At 59.2% G+C, this 24464-nt stretch carries 22 protein-coding genes; 6 read left to right on the top strand and 16 right to left on the bottom strand.

Annotated features, from left to right (window positions below; all coding sequences use genetic code 11):
* The first annotated feature begins 79 nt into the window (after positions 1-79).
* The 4 genes from VJ698_RS13865 to mltB are packed head-to-tail and all read left to right on the top strand — an operon-like array spanning position 80 to position 5164.
* Complete coding sequence (locus tag VJ698_RS13865; protein ID WP_324103364.1) at positions 80-1000, top strand: MoxR family ATPase; 921 nt, start codon at positions 80-82, stop codon at positions 998-1000.
* Complete coding sequence (locus tag VJ698_RS13860; RefSeq protein ID WP_324103363.1) at positions 997-2010, top strand: DUF58 domain-containing protein; 1014 nt, start codon at positions 997-999, stop codon at positions 2008-2010. Before VJ698_RS13865 ends, VJ698_RS13860 begins: the two co-directional genes overlap by 4 nt.
* Positions 2007-4037 carry a DUF3488 and transglutaminase-like domain-containing protein gene (locus tag VJ698_RS13855; RefSeq protein WP_324103362.1) on the top strand — a complete coding sequence of 677 codons (2031 nt, stop codon included), beginning with the start codon at positions 2007-2009 and terminating at the stop codon, positions 4035-4037. The genes VJ698_RS13860 and VJ698_RS13855 overlap by 4 nt, the downstream gene beginning before the upstream one ends.
* A complete protein-coding gene (gene mltB, locus VJ698_RS13850) occupies positions 4034-5164 on the top strand; it encodes a lytic murein transglycosylase B (RefSeq protein ID WP_324103361.1) in 1131 nt (376 codons plus the stop codon). The genes VJ698_RS13855 and mltB overlap by 4 nt, the downstream gene beginning before the upstream one ends.
* Positions 5165-5177: 13 nt before the next feature.
* Here mltB and VJ698_RS13845 read toward each other — a convergent pair whose 3' ends face one another.
* On the bottom strand, positions 5178-5726 hold the full coding sequence (locus tag VJ698_RS13845) for a YaeQ family protein (protein ID WP_324103360.1): 549 nt from the start codon (positions 5724-5726) through the stop codon (positions 5178-5180).
* 172 nt (positions 5727-5898) lie between these two features.
* Here VJ698_RS13845 and VJ698_RS13840 point away from each other — a divergent pair, with 172 nt between their 5' ends.
* Together VJ698_RS13840 and VJ698_RS13835 are read left to right on the top strand one after the other, a co-directional pair.
* Positions 5899-6504 (top strand): DUF1415 domain-containing protein, encoded by a 606-nt coding sequence (locus VJ698_RS13840; protein ID WP_324103359.1) that lies wholly within the window; start codon positions 5899-5901, stop codon positions 6502-6504.
* A 452-nt stretch (positions 6505-6956) separates the two neighbouring features.
* Entirely contained in the window at positions 6957-7307 is a 351-nt protein-coding gene (locus tag VJ698_RS13835) for a hypothetical protein (RefSeq protein ID WP_324103358.1), read from the top strand.
* A gap of 23 nt (positions 7308-7330) precedes the next feature.
* On the opposite strand, the gene cysM is transcribed toward VJ698_RS13835, so the two are convergent.
* From cysM to gyrA, 15 genes are all read right to left on the bottom strand, one after another.
* A complete protein-coding gene (cysM, locus tag VJ698_RS13830) occupies positions 7331-8233 on the bottom strand; it encodes a cysteine synthase CysM (RefSeq protein ID WP_324103357.1) in 903 nt (300 codons plus the stop codon).
* 154 nt (positions 8234-8387) lie between these two features.
* The gene (locus tag VJ698_RS13825) at positions 8388-8750 is read right to left on the bottom strand and encodes a ComEA family DNA-binding protein (RefSeq protein ID WP_324103356.1); all 363 of its coding nucleotides are present in this window, start codon (positions 8748-8750) and stop codon (positions 8388-8390) included.
* Between the two features lie 119 nt (positions 8751-8869).
* Complete coding sequence (gene rfaE1, locus VJ698_RS13820; RefSeq protein WP_324103355.1) at positions 8870-9790, bottom strand: D-glycero-beta-D-manno-heptose-7-phosphate kinase; 921 nt, start codon at positions 9788-9790, stop codon at positions 8870-8872.
* Positions 9787-11169, bottom strand: coding sequence for a UDP-glucose/GDP-mannose dehydrogenase family protein (locus VJ698_RS13815; protein ID WP_324103354.1), 1383 nt, complete (start codon positions 11167-11169; stop codon positions 9787-9789). The genes rfaE1 and VJ698_RS13815 overlap by 4 nt, the downstream gene beginning before the upstream one ends.
* Before the next feature lie 29 nt (positions 11170-11198).
* Entirely contained in the window at positions 11199-12374 is a 1176-nt protein-coding gene (gene lapB / locus VJ698_RS13810) for a lipopolysaccharide assembly protein LapB (protein ID WP_324103353.1), read from the bottom strand.
* A gap of 26 nt (positions 12375-12400) precedes the next feature.
* Positions 12401-12712: a LapA family protein gene (locus VJ698_RS13805; protein ID WP_324103352.1), complete on the bottom strand. Its 312-nt coding sequence runs from the start codon at positions 12710-12712 to the stop codon at positions 12401-12403.
* 301 nt (positions 12713-13013) lie between these two features.
* On the bottom strand, positions 13014-13319 hold the full coding sequence (locus VJ698_RS13800) for an integration host factor subunit beta (protein WP_088710132.1): 306 nt from the start codon (positions 13317-13319) through the stop codon (positions 13014-13016).
* Positions 13320-13333: 14 nt separating this feature from the next.
* Positions 13334-15040: a 30S ribosomal protein S1 gene (rpsA, locus tag VJ698_RS13795; RefSeq protein ID WP_324103351.1), complete on the bottom strand. Its 1707-nt coding sequence runs from the start codon at positions 15038-15040 to the stop codon at positions 13334-13336.
* A 126-nt stretch (positions 15041-15166) separates the two neighbouring features.
* Complete coding sequence (gene cmk / locus VJ698_RS13790; protein WP_324103350.1) at positions 15167-15841, bottom strand: (d)CMP kinase; 675 nt, start codon at positions 15839-15841, stop codon at positions 15167-15169.
* A 55-nt stretch (positions 15842-15896) separates the two neighbouring features.
* Positions 15897-17222: a 3-phosphoshikimate 1-carboxyvinyltransferase gene (gene aroA, locus VJ698_RS13785; protein WP_324103349.1), complete on the bottom strand. Its 1326-nt coding sequence runs from the start codon at positions 17220-17222 to the stop codon at positions 15897-15899.
* A gap of 158 nt (positions 17223-17380) precedes the next feature.
* Positions 17381-18277 (bottom strand): prephenate dehydrogenase, encoded by an 897-nt coding sequence (locus tag VJ698_RS13780; protein WP_324103348.1) that lies wholly within the window; start codon positions 18275-18277, stop codon positions 17381-17383.
* Positions 18278-18304: 27 nt separating this feature from the next.
* A complete protein-coding gene (gene hisC / locus VJ698_RS13775) occupies positions 18305-19411 on the bottom strand; it encodes a histidinol-phosphate transaminase (RefSeq protein ID WP_324103347.1) in 1107 nt (368 codons plus the stop codon).
* Positions 19412-19477: 66 nt separating this feature from the next.
* Positions 19478-20554: a prephenate dehydratase gene (pheA, locus tag VJ698_RS13770; RefSeq protein WP_324103346.1), complete on the bottom strand. Its 1077-nt coding sequence runs from the start codon at positions 20552-20554 to the stop codon at positions 19478-19480.
* A 68-nt stretch (positions 20555-20622) separates the two neighbouring features.
* A complete protein-coding gene (serC, locus tag VJ698_RS13765) occupies positions 20623-21714 on the bottom strand; it encodes a 3-phosphoserine/phosphohydroxythreonine transaminase (protein ID WP_324103345.1) in 1092 nt (363 codons plus the stop codon).
* The gene (gene gyrA, locus VJ698_RS13760) at positions 21711-24365 is read right to left on the bottom strand and encodes a DNA gyrase subunit A (protein ID WP_324103344.1); all 2655 of its coding nucleotides are present in this window, start codon (positions 24363-24365) and stop codon (positions 21711-21713) included. Before gyrA ends, serC begins: the two co-directional genes overlap by 4 nt.
* Positions 24366-24464 lie beyond the last annotated feature (99 nt).

Here is a 24464-nt window from a genome sequence, read left to right as displayed (position 1 = left end):
GGAGCTTTTGTCACCGGCCTGGATTTGCGATTGCTTGACACCATAGCGCGTTTCCCTTTCACCCAGATTACAGAAGAACATGTTCGCAAAAGTCCATGCTGTCGCCAGCCAGGTTGGCAAGATCGTCGTCGGGAAAGACCTGCAAATCCGCCAGTCGCTGGTCTGCCTGCTGGCTGGTGGGCACTTGCTGATCGAGGACGTGCCCGGTGTAGGCAAGACGACACTGGCGCACGCGCTGGCGATTTCCCTCGGCCTGAAATTCAGCCGGCTGCAATTCACCAGCGACCTGCTCCCCGCCGATGTAATCGGCATTTCCATTTTTGACCGGGAAAAGAACGGCTTCGTGTTCCATCCCGGCCCCGTATTCACGCAAGTACTGCTGGCCGACGAAATCAACCGTGCCACGCCCAAGACGCAGTCGGCGCTGCTGGAAGCAATGGAGGAGCGCCAGGTCACGGCGGACGGCGTCACACGCAACCTGCCCGATCCGTATTTCGTGATTGCCACGCAGAACCCGGGGCATCAGATCGGCACGTTTCCGCTGCCGGAATCGCAGCTCGACCGATTCATGATGTGCCTGTCGCTCGGCTACCCGGATGCGGCCGCGGAACGCGCCCTGCTGATGGGTGAAGACCGCCGGACCATGCTGAAATCCTTGCCAACTGCCATGCGGCCGGAAGAGCTGCTGGCGGCGCAAACGGCGCTCAAGGGCATCCACGCCTCATCGGCGCTGATCGACTACATACAGGCTCTCGCACAAGCATCGCGCCGGAACGGATTGTTTGCGGAAGGCATGAGTCCTCGCGCAGGCATTGCCCTGCTCCAGGCCTCACGTGCCTGGGCCGCCCTGGAAGGGCGCAACCATGTCATACCCGAAGACGTGCAGGCAGTCCTTGTACCTGTCGTCGCGCACCGCCTGCGGCCATTGAAATCGACGGGCAGCTCCGCGCTGGGCAGCCGCGACCTGGTGCTGCAACTCATGAAATCCGTCCCGGTGTGAAGAAAAAACTTTCCCTCTACGCCCGGTTTGAACACAGCATCCGCAAGCGTGCCAGCAAATGGCTGTTGCGTCTCGATGGCCCTGAGCCGGGTGAAACTTTTCTCAACCAGCGGCGCGTCTTCATCGTCCCCACGCATCCCGGCCTGCTGTTCAGCCTGATGATGGTCGTCCTGTTCATCGGTTCGACAAATTACAACCTGAGCCTCGGCTTCGCGCTCACCTTTTTGCTCGGCGGTTGCGGACTCATCGACATGCACCTGACGTTCCGCAACCTTGCCCATCTTCACCTGGCCGCCGGCCGCACCCTGCCGGTGTTCGCCGGCGAAGAAGCGCAATTCGAATTGCACCTGATTAACCGTCGCACGTATCAGCGCTATGCCATCTGGCTTGACTTCGTCGCCGATGACAGGCCGGACCTGGCGCAGGCCTGCGACGTTTCCGCCAATGCCAGCACCAGCCTCGTCCTGTCGACGCCGGCCGGCAAAAGGGGCTGGCTGCAGGCGCCGCGGGTGCGCCTGCAGACGCGTTTCCCGCTGGGCCTGTTGCGCGCCTGGAGCTACTGGCAACCCGATGCCATGGTCCTGGTCTATCCTCGCCCGGAAGACGATGGTCCGCCGCTCCCCTATGCCGCAGCGACGCAGAAAGATGGGCAAGGCCGGGCAGGACAGGATGATTTTGCCGGCATCCGGGGTTATCAGGCCGGCGATTCGCTGAAGCGGCTTGCATGGCGGCAGATCGCCAAGCTCGATGCTGGATCGCCCGGCACGCTCATCTCGAAGCATTTCGAAGGCGGAGCTGCTGCTGAAGTCACGGTCGATTTCGCGCAGATGCCATTTGGAATGAGTACCGAAGCCAGGCTATCGCGCATGACCCGATGGGTCCTGGAAGCAGATGCACGCAATATGGCTTACGCTTTCCACCTGGGTGATACCAGCTTTCCGGCCGCGCTCGGGGCCGCGCACAGGGAAGCATGCCTGCGCGCCCTGGCCCTGTATCCGCAAGCATCATGAAGCCTGCCATCATCCAGTCCTTCGCGCGACGCCTGCAGCGCCCGCTCGCGCGTGACAAGGCCGACACCCTGCTCTTGCTGGCCACCTGCGCATTCGTGTTGCTGCCGCACGCGCGCCACTTGCCGGGATGGGTGTTCCCCACCTCCATGTCCGTTCTCGCGTGGCGCGGCTGGGTGACTTTCCGCGGCAACCGCATGCCGCCGAACTGGCTGCTGCTGCCCATTGCCGTGCTCGCGATGGCCGGTGTCTACCTGACCTACAAATCTTTTTTCGGGCGCGAACCCGGCGTCGCCATGCTGGCGTTGCTGCTTGCCCTGAAGCTGCTGGAAATGCACGCCCGGCGCGATCTGTTCGTGGTCCTTTTCCTCAGTTTCTTCCTGCTCCTGGCCAACTTCTTCGAATCGCAGTCCATCGGTAGCGCGCTGATAACCATCGTCGCCGTGATTGCGCTTCTCACCACGCAACTTTCTTTCCAGTACACCGGGGCCGTTCCCTCGCTGGGTCAGCGTTTCAGGCTGGGGGCGACGATCCTTGCCCTCGCCGCGCCGCTCACCCTCGTCCTGTTCCTGCTTTTTCCTCGCATCCAGGGTCCGCTCTGGGGCCTGCCGGGCGACGCCATGGCGGGACGCTCCGGCTTGTCGGAAACCATGGCGCCCGGGAACATCGCGAAGCTGGCGCTCTCGGACGATATCGCCTTTCGCGTCAGGTTCGCCGACCCTGCGCCGCCGAATCCGCAGCTGTACTGGCGCGGTGTCGTGCTGGGGAGGTTCGATGGTCGCACCTGGACGCCAATTCCGGCAACACCGGGCGATCGCCGCATCAGTATCAACCTGCGCGGCGCGCCGATCCACTACCAGGTCACACTGGAGCCAAACGGGCAGCACTGGCTATTTGCACTCGAAGCACCGCAGGCGCTGCCGCAGATCGACGGCAACCCGACCGGCGCAACGCCGGACCTGCAGATTCGCACGGCGCAGCCGATCAATGATCGCGTGCGCTACGACGTCGTCTCGCATACCGACTTCGATCTGCAACCCATCGAAGCCGCTTCCATCCTGCGGCAATCATTGCAGCTTCCTGCCGGATTCAATCCTCGAACGCTGGAGTATGCAACGCAACTGCGTAGTCAATACAGCAATCCCGCGGATGCCATCAACGCCGTACTCCGCTATTTCCGCGAGCAGAACTTCAGGTACACCCTGGAGCCGCCAGTGTTGGGAAAGCACACAGTCGATGAATTCCTGTTTACCACCAGGGCAGGTTTCTGCGAACATTATTCGAGTGCCTTCGTGGTACTGATGCGCGCGATGGGAATACCCGCTCGGGTGGTGACCGGGTACCAGGGCGGCGAAATGAATCCGGCCGATGGATTCATGACGATCCGTCAGTCGGACGCGCATGCGTGGGCGGAGGTGTGGCTCAACAGAAAAGGCTGGGTGCGTATCGACCCCACCGCTGCCGTAGCGCCAGGGCGCGTCGAACACAACCTGTCGAGCGTACTGCCGCGCCGCGTCCTCGGCGGCCTTGTCATGATCGATGGAACAAACAACCGCTGGCTCGCGCCGCTGCTGAGGCTGCGCCAGAACTGGGATGCCGTAAGCAATGCATGGAATCAATGGGTATTGAACTACACGCCCGAAAAGCAAAGGGATTTCTTCCGTTCGCTCGGATTTTCCGATGTCGATTGGCCACTCATGATCGCGGTCATGACCATCCTCGGCATTGCCGCGGTTGCGGTCGCCGTCCTGCCCATGATGCTGCACCAGCAACAGCGCGATCCGGTCGATGCGCTCTATCAAAAGCTGTGCAAGCGGCTTGCGCGCGAGGGCATGCCGCGCATGATGCACGAAGGACCTCGCGCCTACCGACAACGCCTGACCTCGGGCGACTCCTCGCTTTCCGCAAAAAGGAAAGCGGCTCTGGCGCGCTTCCTCGAACACTATGAAACAGTGCGGTATGGGGCAGATCGAAAGTCTCCCGGCGCCGCCATCTCTGAACTCAAATTGTTATTGTCCGAATGTCGATGATTTTCAAGCATGTCTCACCTTCCGCGCTGCTCATCTCGCTGCTGCTTGCGTTTGCGCCCCACCCCGATGCCTTTGCGAAGCACAGCTCGAAAAAACCACATGCGGTGAAGAAATCGTCAGGCGCCAAGCTGCGCAAGGTCGCCTTCTCGCCGGACAATGAGGGCGAATTCGCCAACTTCACGCAATGGAAAGATGTATCCGAATTCATTGACATGATGGTCGAGAAGCACGGCTTCGATCGGCCCGAGCTGGAAGCCATGTTCAGGAAGGCGCGCTATGTCGAGACCACGATCCAGCTGATCAAGCCCGCACCGCCCGGCAAGCCGAAGAACTGGCATGCCTATCGCGCACGCTTCATCGAGCCGGTCCGCATCAACGCGGGCGTGGCATTCTGGGACGCACATGCTGACGCGCTGGCGCGCGCCGAAGAACAATATGGCGTGCCGGCGGACATCATCGTCGGCATCATCGGGGTGGAAACCATCTATGGCCGAAACACCGGCAGTTTCCGCGTCCTCGATGCACTCACCACCCTGGCATTCGATTATCCGCAAACGCCGAACCGCAGCTCACGCATGGACTTTTTCCGCGGCGAGCTGGAGCAGACATTGCTGTTCGCGCGCGAGTCGGGCATCGATCCGTTCTCCCTGCTCGGCTCCTATGCAGGCGCAGTCGGTCTGCCGCAGTTCATGCCGGGCAGCATACGAAAATATGCTGTTGACTTCGACGGCGACGGCCGCGTCGACCTGCGCAACTCACCCGTTGATGCCATTGGCAGTGTTGCGAATTTCCTTGTTGAGCACGGATGGAAGCGGGGCGAACCGATTGCCTTTCCCGCAGCAGTAGCAAGCAATGAACCCGGCCGCGGCTGGGATATGTTCATCGGCCAGCCGCTGGAGGCAAAATTTACGCTGGATGAGCTGAAAGGTGCCGGCGTCACGCCGGGTGTGGAGCCGCCGCACGATATGCAGTACGGCCTGGTCGATTTGCAGAATGGCGAAGAGCCGACGGAATACTGGCTCGGCACCACGAATTTCTACGCGATCACCCGATACAATCGCAGCTTCTTCTATGCGATGTCTGTCGTTGAGCTGGGCCGCGCCGTGCGCAGCGCACGCGGCGGCTGAGGAAGGACTCTGTTCAGGCGTCGGCGAACGGCTTGAGCGTCTTCAGCTCAAGCTGCACGGTGTCCTCGCCGGAGCTCATCCAGATTTGCCCTTCCTGGATCGTGCATTGCAGCTGCATCGTGCGTTGCGCGAGTTTCGCCAAGGCGAGGCTGGACTCCGCCGGCACGTTCAGGACGCGCAGGTTACGCGCACGCTCAACCTTGCCGCCGGTCTGCCCCCACCAGATGTTGCTCGTGCTGCTATAGCAGTACACCAGGACCCGCGATGAACGGCCGCAAGCCTTGAGGATACGTTTCTCATCTGGCTGCCCGACGTCGATCCACAGGTCGATTGCACCGGTCAGGTCCTTCTGCCACATGTCCGGCTCATCATCGGTGCTCAGTCCCCTGCCAAAGGTGAGCGCCTCATTCGCATTGAGTGCGAATGCCAGCACGCGCATCATCATGCGCTCGTCGGTTTCAGAGGGATGCCGGGCAATCGTCAGGGAATGGTCGGCATAATAGTGCCGGTCCATGTCCGCGATCTGGAGTTCCGCCTTGAAGATGGTAGCTTTGAGGGCCATATTGGAATGCAGCCGCCCGGATCGCGATGCGCCGAACCGACTGTGTTTTGAATGGAGCGGCAAATGTACAGTAAAGCGGATATCGATGCCAGCTTGACGGAGGAAAGTACGGCGCGAGGAAGGTGCGATATGCTTGCCAGCTCTCATGCAGGTTCAAGCCACGTTATACAGAATGACAATCCACACTGACGAAACTGTTCTTAATATCACCGAAGCGACTGCGCACTGGCTCGACAAGGCCGTCATTGGCCTGAACCTCTGCCCATTTGCGAAAAGCGTTCGCGCCCGGAATCAGATCCGTTTTGCCGTGAGTAACGCAGGAACCGAAGTAGAACTGCATGCGGATCTGATTGCAGAACTGCTCCTGTTGCAGCAGACAAACCCGGAGGATGTGGATACCACTCTGCTGATTCATCCTTGGGCGCTCACCGATTTTCTTACGTATAACGACTTTCTCGATGTTGCCGATGCCACCCTGGAGGAACTGGACCTGGCGGGCGAAATCCAGATTGCGAGTTTCCATCCGCAATACCAATTTGCCGACACCGAGCCAGACGACATGAGCAATTTCACCAACCGGTCGCCCTACCCAATGCTTCATCTCCTGCGGGAAAGCAGTGTCGAACGCGCCGTCGCAGCGTTTTCCGACGCGGAAAAGATATTCCTAAGAAATATCGATACTATGCGCCGTCTCGGGCTTCCCGGCTGGACACGCCTCGACGTTTCGTTACCGCATGCAGAGCCTTTGCACACAGCCGGCAAAAAGAAAGAGAACTAATGCCTTGTGCCGCCGTTCCAACGCCGGCGAAAACTGCCCCTCGTTCATGAATTTCCCGGCTTCCTGCCGAAATTCGATGATAGAAAAGTGCAATTGCGCGGTATCAAAATGGTGACGGGGTGCTTGGTTAAAATGCAATTGAATTTACGCAATCCACCACCATATTCATATTAGTTCAGGAAGCGAACCTCCCTGAGTCACGCACCGTTGCCACACTGCCACTGAGCAACCAGTTAGCCGCCTTGTCACTTTTGGCTGGTTTTTAATATTGCGTTTTTGAAATCTTTTACTAGATTGCATATTAACAATAGGTGTTTCTGGCATACCAATGCAGCCTACAGAAGCGCTGCTGTACATTTTGTAACAAGCATCTTGTCCAAACTTGCTGCTTTGTCTAAACACTCTATGTTTTTTTCTGTACAATAATCTTGCAGTATGGAATTATTGAGACTATGACTACTCAATTAGGCAATGCTATGAACAGTACCCGACTCGCCGATCAAGTCAATTACGATCCCAACAACCTGCTGGACGCGCTGATCGAAAAGCTCAACCTCAAGAATGATGCCGCTCTTTCAAGAGCGCTCGAGGTCGCGCCACCGGTTATCAGCAAGATTCGCCACCGACGGCTTCCCGTGGGGGCGTCCCTGTTGATCCGCATGCATGAAGTCAGCGACCTGAGTATCAAGGAACTGCGGATCCTCATGGGTGATCGCCGCGACAAATTCCGTATCAGCGACAAGCAGTTCAAGCCGAAAGAGCCTCTCGCTCCCGCCGCGAGCGGTGAACAGCACGACGAATGAATTCCCTGCGTCGGACGTAACTGTCAGGCAGGGAATACGCCGGTCGATAGATAACGGTCGCCGCGATCACAGACGATGAAGACGATCGTCGCGTTTTCGACGCTATTTGAAATGCGCAGCGCGACTTCGCAGGCGCCGGCAGCCGAAATACCACAGAAGATCCCCTCTTCCATCGCCATGCGGTGCGCCATGCGTTCCGCAGCCGCTTGGCTGACATTTTCGATCTGGTCAATGCGCGACCTGTCGTAGATCTTCGGCATATACGCCTCAGGCCATTTCCTGATGCCCGGGATCTGCGAGCCTTCCTCCGGCTGCGCACCAATGATGCAGACGTCCGGATTTTTTTCCTTCAGATAACGTGACACGCCCATGATAGTTCCAGTCGTGCCCATCGCGCTGACGAAATGCGTAATGCGGCCTTCTGTGTCGCGCCAGATTTCCGGCCCTGTGCCTTCATAGTGCGCGCGCGGATTGTCCGGATTGGAAAACTGGTCAAGGATGATTCCCTTTCCCTCTTTCTGCATTTGTTCGGCAAGGTCGCGTGCATACTCCATGCCGCCGGTCTTCGGCGTGAGTATGATGTGCGCGCCATAGGCTGCCATGCTTTGCCGCCGCTCCTCGCTGAGATTTTCCGGCATCAGCAACACCATCTTGTAACCCCTCAGGGTCGCCGCCATGGCCAGCGCAATGCCGGTATTGCCGCTGGTTGCTTCGATGAGGGTATCGCCCGGCCTGATCTCGCCACGCTCCTCCGCGTGCTTGATCATCGACAGCGCAGGACGGTCCTTCACCGACCCGGCAGGATTGTTTCCTTCCAGCTTTCCGAGAATCACGTTGTTGCGACGCGCGGCTTCTTCGCCGGGAATGTGCTTGAGCTGAACAAGGGGGGTATTGCCGATGGTGTTTTCGATCGTCAGGTAAGGCATGGTGTGTAGTTCGGCTGCTTCATCAAAAATATCATTTTAATCGTAGACGCCAATCGACGTACGCTGCTGCCCGGGGCCTGTATCTACCAGTTGCAGGTGATCCGGCATAACAAAAACCCCGCGCAGGGGCGGGGTTTTTGCTCATGCGAAGCGCTCAACCTTTCGAATCGTTCTTCTTCATTTCCTTTTTCGACTTCGCGCCCGATCCGCTCTTCCTGTCTTCCTTGTCGGCATCGGATGCTTTTCCGCGGGGACGGCCATTGACCATCAAGCCGGCTTCGGACAATTTGATCGCTTTCTTTTCGCGGACGCCCTTCACGCGCGATTCGAAATCGGCCCAGTCCTTGAAGTCCCCACCCTTCTTGCGCTCGTCAAGGATGGTCTTCGACATTTTCGGCCCGATGCCCTTGACGCTGTCGAGCGAGGCCTGGTCGGCCTTGTTGACGTCGACTTGGGCAAAAGCGGATCCCATCGTTGCCGCCAGCATGACGATGGCCAGAATCAGTTTTTTCAGCATTTATCTATTACTCCCATGTTGATAAGGTTAACGAACGAAGCCACTCGGCTTCGAAATCGTTAACGAATTGACAACGAAACGGTTGACAAAGAAACATCTCGCGTTTCGCCTGCATGGGATCAGCCGAAAAGTTCTTCCTTGGTCACAGTCGCCGTACCCAGCTTGCCGACCACAATGCCCGCGGCACGGTTGGCGATTTCAACCGCTTCGATAAGCGGCTTGCCAGCGCCAAGCATCGTTGCCAGAGTAGCGATGACGGTATCGCCCGCGCCCGACACGTCAAAGACCTCGCGCGCCACAGTCGGGGTATGCACAGCCTGGCCGGCGGTATAGAGACTCATGCCTTCTTCCGACCTCGTCAGCAGCAAGGCTTCGAGGTCGAGCGATTCGCGCAGGCGTTGCGCCTTCGTGGTCAGCTCTTCCTCAGTCTTCCAGGAGCCCACTACCTGACGCAACTCCGACTTGTTCGGCGTCAGGACGGATGCACCGTTGTAGGGAGCAAAGTCATCGCCCTTGGGGTCGACGAGGACACGCTTGCCAAGCTTCCGCGCCGCGGCAATCATTTCCGCCACGTTGATGAGGCTGCCCTTGGCGTAGTCGGACAACACGACCACGTCATAGTCCGGCAATAGCGCGTTGTACTTGGTCAATTTGTTGCGCAAAGCCGAATCGGTAGGCGGATGCTCGAAATCGATGCGCAACAGTTGCTGCTGCCGGCCGATCACGCGCAGCTTGATGATGGTCGAGACGTCCGGGTCTCGGCTGAGGAAACTGTCGATGTGCAGGTCCGTCAGCATCTTCTGCACGGCGTCACCCGCTTCGTCCTTGCCCACGACGCCCAGCAAGGCTGTTTGCGCACCGAGCGCAACGGCATTGCGCGCGACATTGGCCGCTCCACCCAGGCGCTCCTCGCGCCGTTCCACGCGAACGACCGGCACCGGTGCTTCCGGTGAAATGCGGCTCACTTCACCGAACCAGTAACGGTCCAGCATTACATCGCCTACAACGAGCAGGCGTGGCGTCTTCAAGGATGTCGTCATGTAGCTTGTGCCTGTGTGCACGCAGACCGGCCAATGCCGTAATACTCGATTCCGGCATCCGCCAAGACCTGCGGATCGAACAAATTGCGCCCGTCGAAAATGACTGGCGTCCTGAGGTCGGATTTGACTTGCGTAAAATCAGGACTGCGGAAGGCTTTCCATTCGGTGACAATGGCCAGCGCATCGGCATCGGGCAATGCATCCATCGGCACATCGCAGAAGCGGATGCGCGACAGTTGTTCCGGTGCCTCGGCAAAGTCGATCGCGAGAACGCGCTTTGCCTCTTCCATGGCGACCGGATCATGGACCGCCACGCTGGCTCCGCGGCTGAGCAGCTGCTGCAGCAGGACCCGCGACGGCGCTTCGCGCATGTCATTGGTATTGGGCTTGAACGCCAGGCCCCAGATGGCAAAATGTCGGCCGCTCAGGTCTTCACCGAAGCGGTGGATGATCTTTTCTCCCAAGACGTGCTTCTGCCGATGGTTGACTTCCTCGACGGCGCGCAGGATCAGCAGATCCCTGCCGTGCTCGCGGGCGGTGCGCTCCAGCGCCTGCACGTCCTTGGGAAAGCACGATCCGCCGTAACCGCATCCCGCGTACAGGAAGCTGTATCCGATGCGAGGATCGGAGCCGATTCCATGCCGCACCGCTTCGATGTCGACGCCAACCATATCGGCGAGATCCGCCATTTCGTTCATGAACGAAATCCGCGTTGCCAGCATGGCATTCGCCGCATACTTGGTAAATTCCGCCGAGCGCACATCCATCCAGAATGTGCGCTCATGATTCCGGTTGAATGGTGTGTAGAGTGTCTTCATCGCTTGGCGGGCATGCTCGCCGTCGAGCGTATCGTCGCAGCCGATTACGATGCGGTCGGGCCGCATGAAGTCTTCCACGGCCGCGCCTTCCTTCAGGAACTCGGGATTCGACACCACCGAGAATCTGGCGTTGCTGTCGCGTGCCCGCAATTCTTCCTGGATGACGGCGCGCACCTTGTCAGCCGTCCCCACCGGCACGGTTGATTTGTCAACCACGACCTTGAATCCGCCCATGTGCCTGCCGATGCTTCGGGCCGCGGACAGGACATACTGGAGGTCGGCCGAACCATCTTCATCGGGCGGCGTGCCGACCGCGATGAACAGTATTTCGCCGTGCGCAACGCCGGCGGCCATGTCAGTAGAAAACTTCAGGCGCCTTGCCGCGCGATTGCGCGCGACAACGTCACCAAGACCTGGTTCAAAAATCGGAATGCCGCCGCTGTTAAGCAGATCAATCTTGCCTTGGTCGACGTCAAGGCAGAACACGTCATTGCCAACTTCCGCAAGGCACGCTCCCGTGACCAGGCCGACGTAGCCTGTACCGATAATCGTTATTTTCATGATGCTCCGATTGGGTGGTCGAAACCCGTTTAATTCATGACGTTGAGTTCTTCAGTGCGGCGCGGGGGATAGGACTCCCATTGGCTGCAGCCAGGGCACTGCCAGTAGAACTGCCGCGCCTTGAATCCGCAGTGGCTGCACTGATAGCGCGCCAGCTTCTGCGTGTAACCGTGGACCAGGTTTTTCACCAGTGAAAGCTCCGGACGTACTTCCGGAGGCGCTTCCATCAGGCGCGCTTCAAGCAGCTTGTCCAGGCCGAGCAGGGTTGGAGTGCGACGCAGCTCATCGCTGACCAGCTGGTTGGCAGCATCGACGCCATCGAGTTCCAGCACTGCCTTGAAAACCACTTCCAGCAGGTCGATGGAGGGCGCTTCCGCAAGATAATTTTTCAGCAGGTTGAGACCTTCCTGGGGCCGTCCAACCGTGCGGTAACCATCCATGAGCCGCTGCGCCACCAATGCCACGTGCGGGACGCTTTGCTGCTCTACGCGCCGCCATGCAAGCAATGCCGCTTCAGTATCGCCCTTGGCAAGATGGACATCGCCGATCAACATGGCCGCCCTGACATTGTTGCGGTCAGCCGCCAATGCCTTCTCCAGCATGGCCAGCGCGGCATCGGGATGGGTATGCACCAGCTCGTCCTGTGCGAGTTCGCAGTAAAACTGCGCGATTTCTTTCTGGCGGGCGCCGGCCCCGGATTCCTGAAGGGCGCGTGCGGCATCGATCGCGCGCATCCATTCCTTTTCCCGCTGATAGATTTCAAGCAGGGCACGGCGTGCCTGCGCGCTGTACTGGGTATCAACCAGTCCGTGGAAAGTCTCTTCAGCACGATCCAGCAAGCCGGCCTTGAGGTAATCCTGTCCGAGCTCATACTGGGCGTGCACCTGATGTTCCTGTGGCAGATCCGGCCGCGCGAGCAGGTTCTGGTGCACGCGAATCGCCCGCTCTATCTCGCCACGCCGGCGGAACAGATTGCCGAGCGCAAAGTGCAGGTCGATGGTCTCCGGGTCGAGCTTGACGATCTCGATGAAGGCATCGATCGCCTTGTCGGGCTGTTCGTTCAGGAGAAAATTCAGTCCCTTGAAGTAGCCGCGCGGCAGGCTGCGCGACTCCGAGACGAGCTGATTGATGTCAACGCGCGCGGCAATCCAGCCGAGGCCGAAGAAGATTGGGATGCCGAGCAGCCACCAGGTTTCGAATTCCATGCAGTCTTTTGTTATCGTGGTCGTTCTTATTTGCTGACGCTGTCCGGTTGCGGTGGTTGCACCCGCGCGAGACGCTGCGCTTCGCGTTCCTGCTCCATGGCGGATATCGTTTTCCTGTGCCTGGACAAGTCACGGCGATGACGAAACAGCGTAGGGATCATCGCCAGGATACCGAGTGCGGCGCCTGCAGCAAAAAAAGCCAGCAGCAGCAATACGAGCGGTCCGCGGATTTCATAATCAAAAAAGAAGCGCAGCGCGACTTCCTGGGTGTTTTTCAGCGCGAAACCAAAGAAGACAATAAAGAGAATGGCCGCAACGATTCTGAAAAGAATTTTCATGGTGCGACTTCCTTATTGATGTTTATCGTCAGGCGTGGGCCCAAAATGTTGTGGATCGCAAAACAATTGAAATTGTACGTGAAACGGGGATGCAGTGAATGCTGACTTGCTTCCAGGTCAGGATGGCACGGCGAGATCTGGTTAAAAAAAACGGCATCCGAGGATGCCGTTTCCATTGCTTGCAGATATTCAGTACAGCGCGAATCGATGATACACCATGTCCCGGAAACGCTCTCCCATCCTGCGCCGGAGCTTTCCATCGCCGTCCGGTTCTCGCCGCGATCCGCGCCGAACTGTTGACTCAGTCTTCCTTGATCGGTTGCCCGACCATGGCATCCACCCGTTCCCGCAACTCCTTGCCGGGCTTGAAGTGGGGCACACGCTTTTCGGGCACCATCACCTTGTCCCCCGACTTCGGGTTACGTCCGATGCGCGGCGGCCTGCTGTTCAAGGCAAAGCTGCCGAAACCACGGATTTCGATGCGCTGCCCGTTTGACAACGCTTCGGCCATCGCATCGAGGATGGTCTTTACCGCGTAATCCGCATCCTTTGCAACCAGTTGCGGATAACGCTCGGCAAGACGGGCAATCAGCTCCGACTTTGTCATTTATCGACTTGACCTTATTGCTTGTTGTCGAGTTTTGCCTTCAACAGAGCGCCCAGGCTGGTCGTGCCGGAAGCTGCGCTGGCGTCAGCCGACATCTTCTGCATGGCTTCCTGCGTTTCCGCATTGTCCTTGGCCTTGATCGACAGCTGGATGCTGCGTGCCTTGCGGTCGATGTTGATGACCATGGCTTCGATCTTGTCGCCAACCTTCAGGTGCGTACCGGCATCTTCCACGCGATCGCGGGAGATTTCGGAAGCGCGCAGGTAGCCTTCGACCTCTTCCGTCAGTGCAATGACAGCGCCCTTCGGCTCGACGGACTTGACGGTACCGGACACAACGGCGCCCTTGTCATTGAGGGCAGCAAAGTTGTTGAACGGATCGCCTTCCAGCTGCTTGACGCCCAGGGAAACACGCTCGCGCTCGACGTCGATCGCCAGCACGACAGCTTCCAGTTCGTCGCCCTTCTTGAACTTGCGGACGGCTTCTTCGCCAGCCTCGGTCCAGGACAGGTCGGACAGGTGGACCAGACCGTCGATGTTGCCCGGCAGGCCGATGAACACGCCAAAGTCGGTGATCGACTTGATCGCGCCCTTCACCTTGTCGCCCTTCTTGTGGTTCATGGCGAACTCTTCCCACGGATTCGGCTTGCACTGCTTCATACCGAGGGAGATGCGGCGACGCTCTTCGTCGATTTCCAGGACCATCACTTCGACTTCGTCGCCCAGCTGGACAACCTTGTTCGGAGCCACGTTCTTGTTGGTCCAGTCCATTTCGGACACGTGCACCAAGCCTTCGATGCCCTGCTCGACTTCCACGAACGCACCGTAGTCGGTCAGGTTGGTGACCTTGCCGAACAGGCGAGTGCCTTGCGGATAGCGACGGGACAAACCGGTCCACGGATCGTCGCCCAGTTGCTTGACGCCCAGGGAAACGCGGTTCTTCTCCTGATCGTACTTGAGGACCTTGGCGGTGATTTCCTGGCCGACGGAGAGCACTTCCGACGGATGACGCACACGACGCCATGCGAGGTCGGTGATGTGCAGCAGGCCGTCGATGCCGCCGAGATCAACGAACGCACCGTAGTCGGTGATGTTCTTGACGATACCGGTGACGATGGTGCCTTCCTTCAGGGTTTCCATCAGTTTGGCACGCTCTTCACCCATCGATGCTTCGATGACGGCGCGACGCGACAGCACAACGTTGTTGCGCTTGCGGTCCAGCTTGATGACCTTGAATTCCAGGGTCTTGCCTTCGTACGGGGTGGTGTCCTTTACCGGACGGGTATCGACCAGCGAACCCGGGAGGAATGCACGGATGCCGTTGGTCAGGACGGTCAGGCCGCCCTTGACCTTGCCATTGACAGTGCCGGTAACGATTTCGCCGGACTCCATCGCCTTCTCGAGCGCGAGCCAGGAAGCCAGGCGCTTGGCCTTGTCGCGCGACAGGATGGTGTCACCGAAACCGTTTTCCAGCGATTCGATCGCAACGGTAATGAAGTCGCCAACATTGACTTCGAGTTCGCCATTGTCGTTCTTGAATTCTTCGATAGGAATGAAAGCTTCTGATTTCAGGCCGGCGTTGACGACGACAAAGTTGTAGTCGACACGGACGACTTCAGCCGAAATCACTTCACCGGAACGCATGTCCTGGCGAGACAGGGACTCCTCGAACAGGGCTGCAAAGCTTTCGGAACCGGTAGGTTGTTGTTGCACAGTAGACATAGATAAGAAAAGTTTTCCAGCAATGATTGTGTCTTGTTTAATCACAGGCTGGGTTAGGTTTATCAACACCCGACTTGGCATTGCGCCAGGCCAGGCACCAATCGCACTGCAAAACCAGCGTACTCGTTACGCGTGTTTTTTTGCTGCCGCATACCACCTCAGAACCTGCTCGACCGCCTCATTGGCAGTCATATGCGAAGTATCCAAGATATGTGCCCCTTCCGCCGGTTTCAATGGTGCGATGGCGCGATTCGAATCGCGCTCGTCCCGTTCCCTCAAATCCTTGAGAAGGTCGTCCATATTAGCAGGAAAACCCTTGTCAATCAATTGCTTATATCGTCTTTCCGCGCGTGCCTCGGCACTTGCGGTGAGGAATACCTTTAGCGTGGCGTGGGGGAAAATGACGGTACCCATGTCACGTCCATCGGCGACCAGGCCGGGAGGCATTCGGAATCCAAGCTGGAGTGCGACCAGCGCATGCCGAACTGTTGGCAAGGCGGCAATTTTCGACGCCATGTTGCCGACTTCCTCGGCGCGAATCGCAGTTGTGACATTTTCGTTCGCGAGCCAAACCTGTTCGCCGGTGAACCTGCAGGGCAGTTTTTCAGCCAGCTTCGCCATGGCATGCTCGTCCGTCAGGGGCACCTGGTGGCGCAGGGCCGACAAGGCCGTGAGCCGGTAAAGCGCGCCGGAGTCCAGCAAGTGGAATCCCAGGTGCTGCGCAACACGTTGCGCTACCGTGCCTTTGCCGGACGCGGTGGGACCATCGATGGTAATGACCGGGATCGGGGGTGTCTGCATTGTCAGGGAAGTGGAAGAGTTTTTATTGTTGGCCGGCCGGTGCCGCGGCATCAGTTCAAAACAGGTTGTCCTGCGTGATTTTTGCGAAGGCGTCGAAATAATCGGGGAAGGTTTTCGCGACGCACTTCGGGTCATTGATACGGATCAGGTTGCCGCGCCGCGCTGCGCCGTCGAGCGATGCGAGCGAGAAACACATTGCCATGCGATGGTCGTCGTAGGTATCGATGGCGGCGGACTGGATCACTGCCGGCGGTGTCACCCGCAGATAGTCGGCGCCCTCTTCCACAACAGCGCCCAGCTTGCGCAGTTCGGCGGCCATCGCTGCAATCCGATCGGTTTCCTTCACGCGCCAGCTGCCAATATTGCGCAAGGTGCTCGTCCCATCGGCGTAGAGTGCCGCCACGGCGATTGTCATCGCAGCGTCGGGAATATGGTTGAAATCGGCATCAATTGCCTTCAGGACGCCGCTCGACTTCGCTTCAATCCAGTTGTCGCCCATCGTGATCGCGGCGCCCATTTGCTCCAGCGCTTCAACAAACCGGACATCGCCCTGGATGCTGTTCAGGCCAACGCCTTCGACGCGCACCGGACCACCTGCAATCGCGCCGGCAGCCAGGAAATACGATGCCGACGACGCGTCGCCTTCCACATGAATCGTACCCGGGCTAACGTAGCGCTGCCCGGCCGGAATGGTGAAAGACTGCCAGCCATGGCGCTCCACCGTGACGCCAAAACGGCGCATCAGATTGAGTGTGATTTCGATGTAGGGCTTGGAAATCAGTTCGCCGACGACATCGATAGTGACCGCTTGGTCCTGGGCCATCAATGGGCCAGCCATCAGCAAGGAGGTAAGGAATTGACTGGAAACATTCCCTTTCACCTGCATCCGCTGCGCATGGATATGGCCGCGGCGAATATGCAAGGGCGGGAAGCCCGGCTGCCCGGTATATTCGATCTGCGTGCCGACTGCATTCAATGCATCGGCCAGGTCGCCGATAGGTCGCTCATGCATGCGCGATACGCCGTGCAGCGTATAGTCGCCGCCGATCACGGCAAGCGCTGCTGTGAGTGGACGGATCGCAGTGCCGGCATTACCCATGAACAGGTCTGCCTGATGTACCGGAAACACGCCGTTCACTCCGTGGACGGTGTATTGCCGTGTGTCGCCGACCTGTTCCCACTTGACGCCGAGCTGTTGAAGCGCCATCAGCATCACATGCGTATCGTCTGACGCAAGCAGGTCGAAGATCTGCGTCGTTCCCTGCGCCAGCGCAGCAAGTAGCAGCGTCCGGTTGGAAATACTCTTGGATCCCGGCAGGCGCACCGTGCCGCGCGCATGCATTGCGGGATGCAGCTCAAGATAATGTGGATAATGCTTCATTGTCGCCCGTCATCAGATAACTTGAGAATGTGAATAATCGGCGCCGCGCTTCATGCCAGCACATGACGTTCCGGGTGCTGGGTGCGCTCGCCACACTCGAAGCAACATTGCCCGAAGCTTGGCCGCACATCACTCCCCCTCGGGCACGGCCGGCGGTTTCAGTCGCCGCCCTGCTTGCTCTGCTGCTCGGCAGCTTCGATCGTGCGAATCCAGTTTTGCCTTGCATGCTGGGCATTGGCATAGACCGCCTCAATGCCCTTACTGTTGCGTTCAGCCAGCAAGCCGCGCAATTCCTTCAGCCGCGCCATGTAAGCATCCAGCTCGCCAAGCAAAGCCTCGTGATTCGCAAGGGAAATGTCACGCCACATTTCCGGCGACGAACCGGCGATGCGCGTGAAATCACGAAAGCCGCTGGCTGCGTACTGGAACAGCAGGTCGGCATGCGGTTTCCTCGCAATGTCGTCCACCAGCGTGTAAGCGAGCAGATGCGGCAGATGGCTGACCGCGGCAAATACCCGGTCATGTTCTTCCGGCGACAGGCGGTGAATAATCGATCCGCAACGTTGCCAGGCTGCCGCAACCCGTGCCACATCGCTTTCCGCGTTTTCCGGCAGCGCCGTGATCACCGTCTTTTTGCCGACATACAGGTCAACGATCGCAGCATCCGGGCCATTCTGCTCGCGGCCGGCAATCGGATGCCCGGGAACGAACTGCGCAATCTTTGTACCGAGCGCCTTGCGCGCCGCCGCGACCACGTCGGACTTGGTGCTGCCCGCGTCGGTCACGATCATGCCCGGTTGGAGGTGGGGCTCGATGGATGCCAGAATCGCTTCCGTCTGTGCCACAGGCGCGGCAACCAGGATGAGTTCCGCACCCTTCACCGCCTCTTCGACCGACGTGCAGGCGCGGTCGATGATGCCCAGATCCCTCGCACGCGCCAGCGACGCCATGCTGCGCCCGACGCCGGCAATCTCTTGTACCGCACCCGCCTTTCGCAGCGCCAGTGCGAACGATCCGCCGATGAGGCCGACGCCGAAAATTGCGATTTTTTTCATGAAGCTTAGCGGCTCAGTCAAGTGGGATCAGGGCAGGACCTTCTTCAAGGCATCGATGAACGCGGCATTCTCATCCGGCAAGCCGATCGAGATGCGCAGCCATTTCGGGAGGCCGTAATTGCCTACCGGACGGACAATGATGCCGCGCTTCAGCAAGGCAAGGTAGACGCGCGCACCGGCGTCATCCGAATCTCCCACCCTGACCAGGACGAAGTTGCCGGAGGACGGCACGTACTCGAGACCCATGGTGTCGAATGCTTCGGTCAGTTGGCGATAGCCTTCTGCATTCAGCTTGGCACTCTTCTTCAGGAAATCGGCGTCATTCAGCGCGGCCACCGCGGCGGCTTGCGCCATTGAATTGACGTTGAACGGCTGGCGGATGCGGTTCATCAGGTCCGTCACGTTCGGCTGCGCAATGCCGAAACCGACGCGCAGGCCGGCCAGCCCATAGGCCTTCGACAGCGTGCGCGAGACCAGCAGGTTCGGGAACTGCCTGACCCAGGTCGTGGATTCGTACTGCAGTTCCGGTGCGAGGTATTCGTTGTAGGCTTCGTCGAGCACAACCACCACGTTCTGCGGGACGGCTTTCAGGAATGCTTCGATTTCCGCAGCCGGCAGGAAGGTACCGGTGGGGTTGTTGGGGTTGGCGATGAAGACCAGCCGGGTGCTGTCATCAATCGCTTCGGCCATGGACTTCAGGTCGTGGCCATAGTTTTTCGCCGGGACGACGATCGCGCGGCCACCCACTGCCTGCGTCGCCAGCGGATATACGGCGAAGGAATACTGCGCATACACAACCGACTGCCCGGGCTGGACGAATGCATGTGCGGCAAGCTCGAGGATGTCGTTGCTGCCATTGCCCAGCGTGATCCAGTCCTGCGGCACGTCATATTTTTCGGTGATCACCTGCTTCAATTCGAAGCCATTCGAGTCCGGATAGCGGCCAATATCCGCCAGGGCCTCAAGCATCGCCTGCTTTGCCGACTCCGGCATGCCCAGCGGATTTTCATTGGACGCGAGCTTGACGATTTTTGCTTCGTCAAGGCCGAACTCGCGAGCAACCTCGGAGATCGGCTTGCCGCCCTGGTAAGGCGCAATCGCGCGGACGTAATCTGGACCGAATTGAATAGACATAGTGAATTCCAAAAAACAGGAGCAGCGCCCGGCCACGAAAATTCCGCATGCCGGATCGCCTCTCGATTACAGACTGAACGGGTACGAACCCAGCCATTTGAAGAATGCCGCGTTCTGCTTCACCTCTTCCAGCGCCCGCTTTACCTTCTCATTCTTCACATGTCCTTCGACATCGACATAGAAGTAGTACTCCCAGGTCCCGACACGGGCAGGACGTGATTCGAAGCGGGTCATTGATACGCCGTGGCTGGCCAGCGGCGCGAGCATGTTGTAGACGGCCCCTGCCTTGTTGGGCACGGCGAACACGAGCGAGGTCTGGTCCTTGCCGCTCGGAGCCGGTTGCAAGCGGCCAATGACAGCAAAGCGGGTACGGTTGTGCGGATCGTCCTGGACATGCGCCTGGACGATCCCGAGGCTGTAGCGCTCACCGGCGACTTCGCCCGCAATGGCCGCTGCCGCAGGATCCTCGCTGGCAATGCGCGCCGCCTCGCCATTCGATGCAACCGCCTGGCGCTCGATGTTCGGGAAGTGCTGGTTGAGCCATGCCTGGCACTGCGCCAACGCCTGCGAATGCGCGCAGATGCGCGTGATGCCGTCCATCGTGCCGCTCCTGGTCATCAGGTTGTGATGCACCGGGATCGAGAGTTCGCCGCTGATCGAGAGCGTCGTTTGCAGAAGCAGGTCGAGCGTGCGATTGATCGCGCCTTCCGTGGAGTTCTCAATCGGCACCACGCCGAAATCCGCCGTGCCCGCCTCCGTGGCACGGAAGATTTCATCGATCGAAACGCAGGAAATTCCTTCGATCGCATGCCCGAACTGCTGGTATACCGCCTGTTCGGTGAACGTGCCTGCCGGCCCGAGGTAAGCGACGGTCACACGCCGTTCCAGCGCGCGGCAGGACGACATGATCTCGCGGAAAATCTTCTGCACATCGCCGCTGTCGAGGGGACCAGGATTGCGCTCCGCGACCTTGCGCAAGACCTGCGCTTCGCGTTCCGGGCGAAACACGGGTGCATTCGTTTCAGCCTTGACGTGACCGACCTCCTGCGCGACGCGGGCACGCTGGTTCAGCAGGCTGAGGATCTGCGCGTCAATCGCATCGATCTGTTCGCGCAGGGGTTTGAGTTTGTCGTCCGTATTCATTTGTCCGTAGTCGTTCCGCCTCCCCCGCTCAGGGAAGGCACCGAAAAGCGAAAGCGTCAGGCAGTGCCCTAGCCATGCTTCCTTTCGAATTCCTTCAGATAGTCGACCAGCGCCTGCACGCCTTCGACGGGCATCGCGTTGTAGATCGATGCCCGCATGCCGCCTACGGACTTGTGGCCCTTGAGCTGAAGCAGGTTGCGCTCTTTCGCGCCAGCGAGGAACGCGTCGTTCAACGATTCATCCTTCAGGAAGAAGGGAACGTTCATGCGCGAGCGGCAGTCCTTCGCAACCTTGTTCGTATAAAAACCGGTGGAATCCAGATAGTCATACAAGAGCGCGGCTTTCGCAATATTGCGTTGTTCCATCGCAGCAACGCCGCCCTGTTTCTTCAGCCACTGGAATACCAAGCCAGCGATGTAAATCGCGTAGGTCGGCGGCGTGTTGTACATCGAGTGGTTTTCCGCGACCAGTTTCCAGTCGAAGGCAGAAGGGCAAATGGTGAGCGCATGGCCTATCAGGTCTTCGCGCACGATCACCAGGGTGAGGCCGGCGGGACCGATGTTCTTCTGGGCGCCACCGAAAATCACACCGTATTTTGAAACGTCAATCGCGCGCGACAGGATGTGCGAGGACATGTCAGCCACCAGCGGTACCTCGCCCACGTCCGGCGTGTACTGAAACTCGACGCCGTCGATGGTTTCATTGGTGCAGATATGGACGTAGGCCGCATCCTTCGACAGCTTCCAGGTATCGCGTGGCGGAATGGCCGCGAACTTCTGGCTTTCCGAGGACGCAGCGACATTCGCCGTGCAGTATTTTTTCGCTTCCTTGATCGATTTGCCCGACCAGGATCCGGTATGGACGAAATCAACCACAGCCGGCTGAGGCTTCCTGCCGAGCAGATTCATCGGCACAATGGCGTTCTCGCCGATGCCGCCGCCCTGCAGGAACAAGATTCTGTAATTCGCCGGCACGGCGAGCAGGTCGCGCAGGTCGCGCTCTGCTGCTTCGTAGATCGAGATGAATTCCTTGCCGCGATGGCTCATCTCCATCACGGACATGCCGCTGCCGTGCCAGTCGAGCATTTCATCCGCTGCTAGCTGCAGTACTTCCTGCGGCAGGACCGCCGGACCGGCGGAAAAGTTGTAGACGCGTGTCATTGGTCCTCCGTTGCGCCGCCAGCGTTGCCGTTTTCGGTTGCGCTCTCCGCGCTACTACCGTTGTCTTCCTCGACATCCGATTCGACAATGCGCTGCAGGCCAGAGAGCTTCGTGCCGTCCTCGACCGCGATCAGCGTAACGCCCTGCGTCGCGCGACCCATTTCGCGGATCTCGGCGACACGCGTGCGAATCAGCACGCCGCCGGTCGTGATCAGCATGATTTCATCGTTGGGTTCCACCAGCGTGGCGGCGACCACCTTGCCGTTGCGCTCGCTAGTCTGGATCGCAATCATGCCCTTGGTGCCGCGGCCATGGCGCGTGTACTCGGTAATCGGCGTACGCTTGCCGTAGCCGTTTTCAGTTGCCGTCAGCACCGATTGCTGCTCGTTTTCCGCCACCAGCAAGGCAATCACCTGCTGACCGTCTTCCAGGCTCATGCCGCGCACCCCGCGCGCCGTGCGTCCCATCGGGCGCACGTCGTTCTCGTCGAAGCGAACTGCCTTGCCCGCATCGGAGAACAGCATCACGTCGTGCTTGCCGTCGGTCAGAGCCGCGCCGATCAGAAAATCGCCATCGTCCAGATCAACGGCGATAATGCCCGCCTTGCGCGGATTGCTGAACTCGGTCAGCGGCGTCTTCTTCACCGTGCCAAGGCTGGTCGCCATGAACACGTAGTGGTCTTCGGGGAAGCTGCGGTTCTCGCCCGACAGCGGCAGTACAACGGTGATCTTCTCGCCGTCCTGTAGCGGGAACATGTTGACGATCGGCTTGCCGCGGGAGTTGCGCGAGCCCTGCGGCACTTCCCACACCTTCAGCCAGTACAGGCGCCCGCGATTCGAGAAGCAGAGGATGTAGTCATGCGTATTGGCGATGAACAGCTGGTCGATCCAGTCGTCTTCCTTGGTCGCCATCGCCTGCTTGCCGCGGCCGCCACGCTTCTGCGCGCGGTACTCGGACACCGGTTGCGATTTCATGTAGCCGGCATGTGACAATGTCACCACCATGTCCTGAGGGGCAATCAGGTCTTCGGTTTCGAGATCTGAGGTGTTCAGTTCGATCTGGGAACGCCTGGAGTCCTTTGCGCCTGCACCGTATTCGTTCTTCGCCGCATTCAGCTCGTCGGAAATGATGGCCGTCACGCGTTCCGGCTTGGCGAGAATATCCAGCAGGTCGGCGATCTGCGCCATCACTTCCTTGTACTCGTTGACGATCTTGTCCTGCTCCAGACCAGTCAGGCGCTGTAGGCGCATCTGCAGGATTTCCTGCGCCTGTTCGTCGGACAGCCTGTAGAGGCCATCGGGCTGGATGCCATAGTGCTTGGGCAGGTTCTCCGGACGGAATGCGTCGATACCGCCCGCGTTCTCGGCACCAGTGCGGGCCAGCATTTCGCGAACGAGGGACGAGTCCCAGGAACGCGCCATCAATTCCGATTTCGCGATCGGCGGCGTCGGCGCAGCCTTGATGATCGCAATGAAGTCGTCAATGTTCGCCAGCGCCACGGCGAGGCCTTCCAGCACGTGACCGCGTTCGCGTGCCTTGCGCAGCTCGAACACCGTGCGACGCGTGACAACCTCGCGGCGATGCGAGAGGAAGCACTCCAGCATCTGCTTGAGATTGAGCAGCTTCGGCTGGCCATCGACCAGCGCCACCATGTTCATGCCGAAGGTGTCCTGCAACTGCGTCTGCTTGTACAGGTTGTTCAGCACGACTTCCGGCACTTCGCCGCGCTTGAGCTCGATCACCACGCGCATGCCGGACTTGTCGGACTCGTCGCGGATGTCGGAGATGCCCTCGAGCTTCTTGTCGCGCACCAGTTCAGCGATGCGTTCCAGCAGCGACTTCTTGTTGACCTGGTACGGCAGCTCGTCGACGATGATCGCAGTGCGGTTATCCTTCCCGAATTCCTCGAAATGGGTTTTCGCACGCATCACCACGCGGCCGCGGCCGGTGCGATAACCGTCGCGTACGCCGGAGACGCCATAGATGATGCCCGCGGTCGGGAAGTCGGGCGCGGGAATGATTTCGATCAGTTCATCCACCGAGCATTCCGGGCTGCGCAGTACATGCAGCGCGCCGTCGATCACTTCCGAGATGTTGTGCGGCGGGATATTGGTTGCCATGCCGACCGCAATACCCGAGGAGCCGTTGATCAGCAGATTGGGAATGCGCGTCGGCAGGACGGAAGGTTCCTTCTCCTTGCCGTCGTAGTTCGGTACGAAGTCGACCGTTTCCTTTTCGATATCCGCCAGGATTTCGCTGGCGATCTTGTCGAGCCGGCACTCCGTGTAACGCATTGCCGCAGCATTGTCGCCATCGACCGAGCCAAAATTCCCCTGACCGTCCACCAGCGTGTAGCGCAGCGAAAAGTCCTGCGCCATGCGCACGAGAGTGTCGTAGATCGCCTGGTCGCCATGCGGGTGGTACTTACCCATGACCTCGCCGACCACGCGCGCGCATTTCACATACGGACGGTTCCAGACGTTGTTCGTCTCGTGCATCGCGTAGAGAACACGGCGGTGCACCGGCTTCAGGCCGTCGCGCACATCCGGCAGCGCACGCCCCACGATCACGCTCATCGCGTAATCGAGATAACTCTTGCGCATCTCTTCTTCGAGGGAAATCGGGATTGTCTCTTTTGCGAATTGATCCATTGGGGAGTCGGCTTGTCTCTGCAGAAGGTGGATGAATATCGTTGCTGCGACATCACATGCGTGACATGGATGCCAAACGATAGATTTTAGCACGTCGCC

It is taken from the genome of Noviherbaspirillum sp., assembly GCF_035254685.1.
In the GTDB taxonomy this organism is placed as follows: Bacteria; Pseudomonadota; Gammaproteobacteria; order Burkholderiales; family Burkholderiaceae_D; genus Noviherbaspirillum.
This window is presented reverse-complemented; position numbering and strand designations above follow the sequence as displayed.

What these genes read in the sequence shown, in the direction of transcription:
- VJ698_RS13865 (WP_324103364.1), top strand. Translation starts at nt 80, where the DNA reads ATGTTCGCAAAAGTCCATGCTGTCGCCAGCCAGGTTGGCAAGATCGTC.
- VJ698_RS13855 (WP_324103362.1), top strand. Translation starts at nt 2,007, where the DNA reads ATGAAGCCTGCCATCATCCAGTCCTTCGCGCGACGCCTGCAGCGCCCG.
- mltB (WP_324103361.1), top strand. Translation starts at nt 4,034, where the DNA reads ATGATTTTCAAGCATGTCTCACCTTCCGCGCTGCTCATCTCGCTGCTG.
- VJ698_RS13845 (WP_324103360.1), bottom strand. Translation starts at nt 5,726, where the DNA reads ATGGCCCTCAAAGCTACCATCTTCAAGGCGGAACTCCAGATCGCGGAC.
- VJ698_RS13840 (WP_324103359.1), top strand. Translation starts at nt 5,899, where the DNA reads ATGACAATCCACACTGACGAAACTGTTCTTAATATCACCGAAGCGACT.
- VJ698_RS13835 (WP_324103358.1), top strand. Translation starts at nt 6,957, where the DNA reads ATGACTACTCAATTAGGCAATGCTATGAACAGTACCCGACTCGCCGAT.
- cysM (WP_324103357.1), bottom strand. Translation starts at nt 8,233, where the DNA reads ATGCCTTACCTGACGATCGAAAACACCATCGGCAATACCCCCCTTGTT.
- VJ698_RS13825 (WP_324103356.1), bottom strand. Translation starts at nt 8,750, where the DNA reads ATGCTGAAAAAACTGATTCTGGCCATCGTCATGCTGGCGGCAACGATG.
- rfaE1 (WP_324103355.1), bottom strand. Translation starts at nt 9,790, where the DNA reads ATGACGACATCCTTGAAGACGCCACGCCTGCTCGTTGTAGGCGATGTA.
- VJ698_RS13815 (WP_324103354.1), bottom strand. Translation starts at nt 11,169, where the DNA reads ATGAAAATAACGATTATCGGTACAGGCTACGTCGGCCTGGTCACGGGA.
- lapB (WP_324103353.1), bottom strand. Translation starts at nt 12,374, where the DNA reads ATGGAATTCGAAACCTGGTGGCTGCTCGGCATCCCAATCTTCTTCGGC.
- VJ698_RS13805 (WP_324103352.1), bottom strand. Translation starts at nt 12,712, where the DNA reads ATGAAAATTCTTTTCAGAATCGTTGCGGCCATTCTCTTTATTGTCTTC.
- VJ698_RS13800 (WP_088710132.1), bottom strand. Translation starts at nt 13,319, where the DNA reads ATGACAAAGTCGGAGCTGATTGCCCGTCTTGCCGAGCGTTATCCGCAA.
- rpsA (WP_324103351.1), bottom strand. Translation starts at nt 15,040, where the DNA reads ATGTCTACTGTGCAACAACAACCTACCGGTTCCGAAAGCTTTGCAGCC.
- cmk (WP_324103350.1), bottom strand. Translation starts at nt 15,841, where the DNA reads ATGCAGACACCCCCGATCCCGGTCATTACCATCGATGGTCCCACCGCG.
- aroA (WP_324103349.1), bottom strand. Translation starts at nt 17,222, where the DNA reads ATGAAGCATTATCCACATTATCTTGAGCTGCATCCCGCAATGCATGCG.
- VJ698_RS13780 (WP_324103348.1), bottom strand. Translation starts at nt 18,277, where the DNA reads ATGAAAAAAATCGCAATTTTCGGCGTCGGCCTCATCGGCGGATCGTTC.
- hisC (WP_324103347.1), bottom strand. Translation starts at nt 19,411, where the DNA reads ATGTCTATTCAATTCGGTCCAGATTACGTCCGCGCGATTGCGCCTTAC.
- pheA (WP_324103346.1), bottom strand. Translation starts at nt 20,554, where the DNA reads ATGAATACGGACGACAAACTCAAACCCCTGCGCGAACAGATCGATGCG.
- serC (WP_324103345.1), bottom strand. Translation starts at nt 21,714, where the DNA reads ATGACACGCGTCTACAACTTTTCCGCCGGTCCGGCGGTCCTGCCGCAG.
- gyrA (WP_324103344.1), bottom strand. Translation starts at nt 24,365, where the DNA reads ATGGATCAATTCGCAAAAGAGACAATCCCGATTTCCCTCGAAGAAGAG.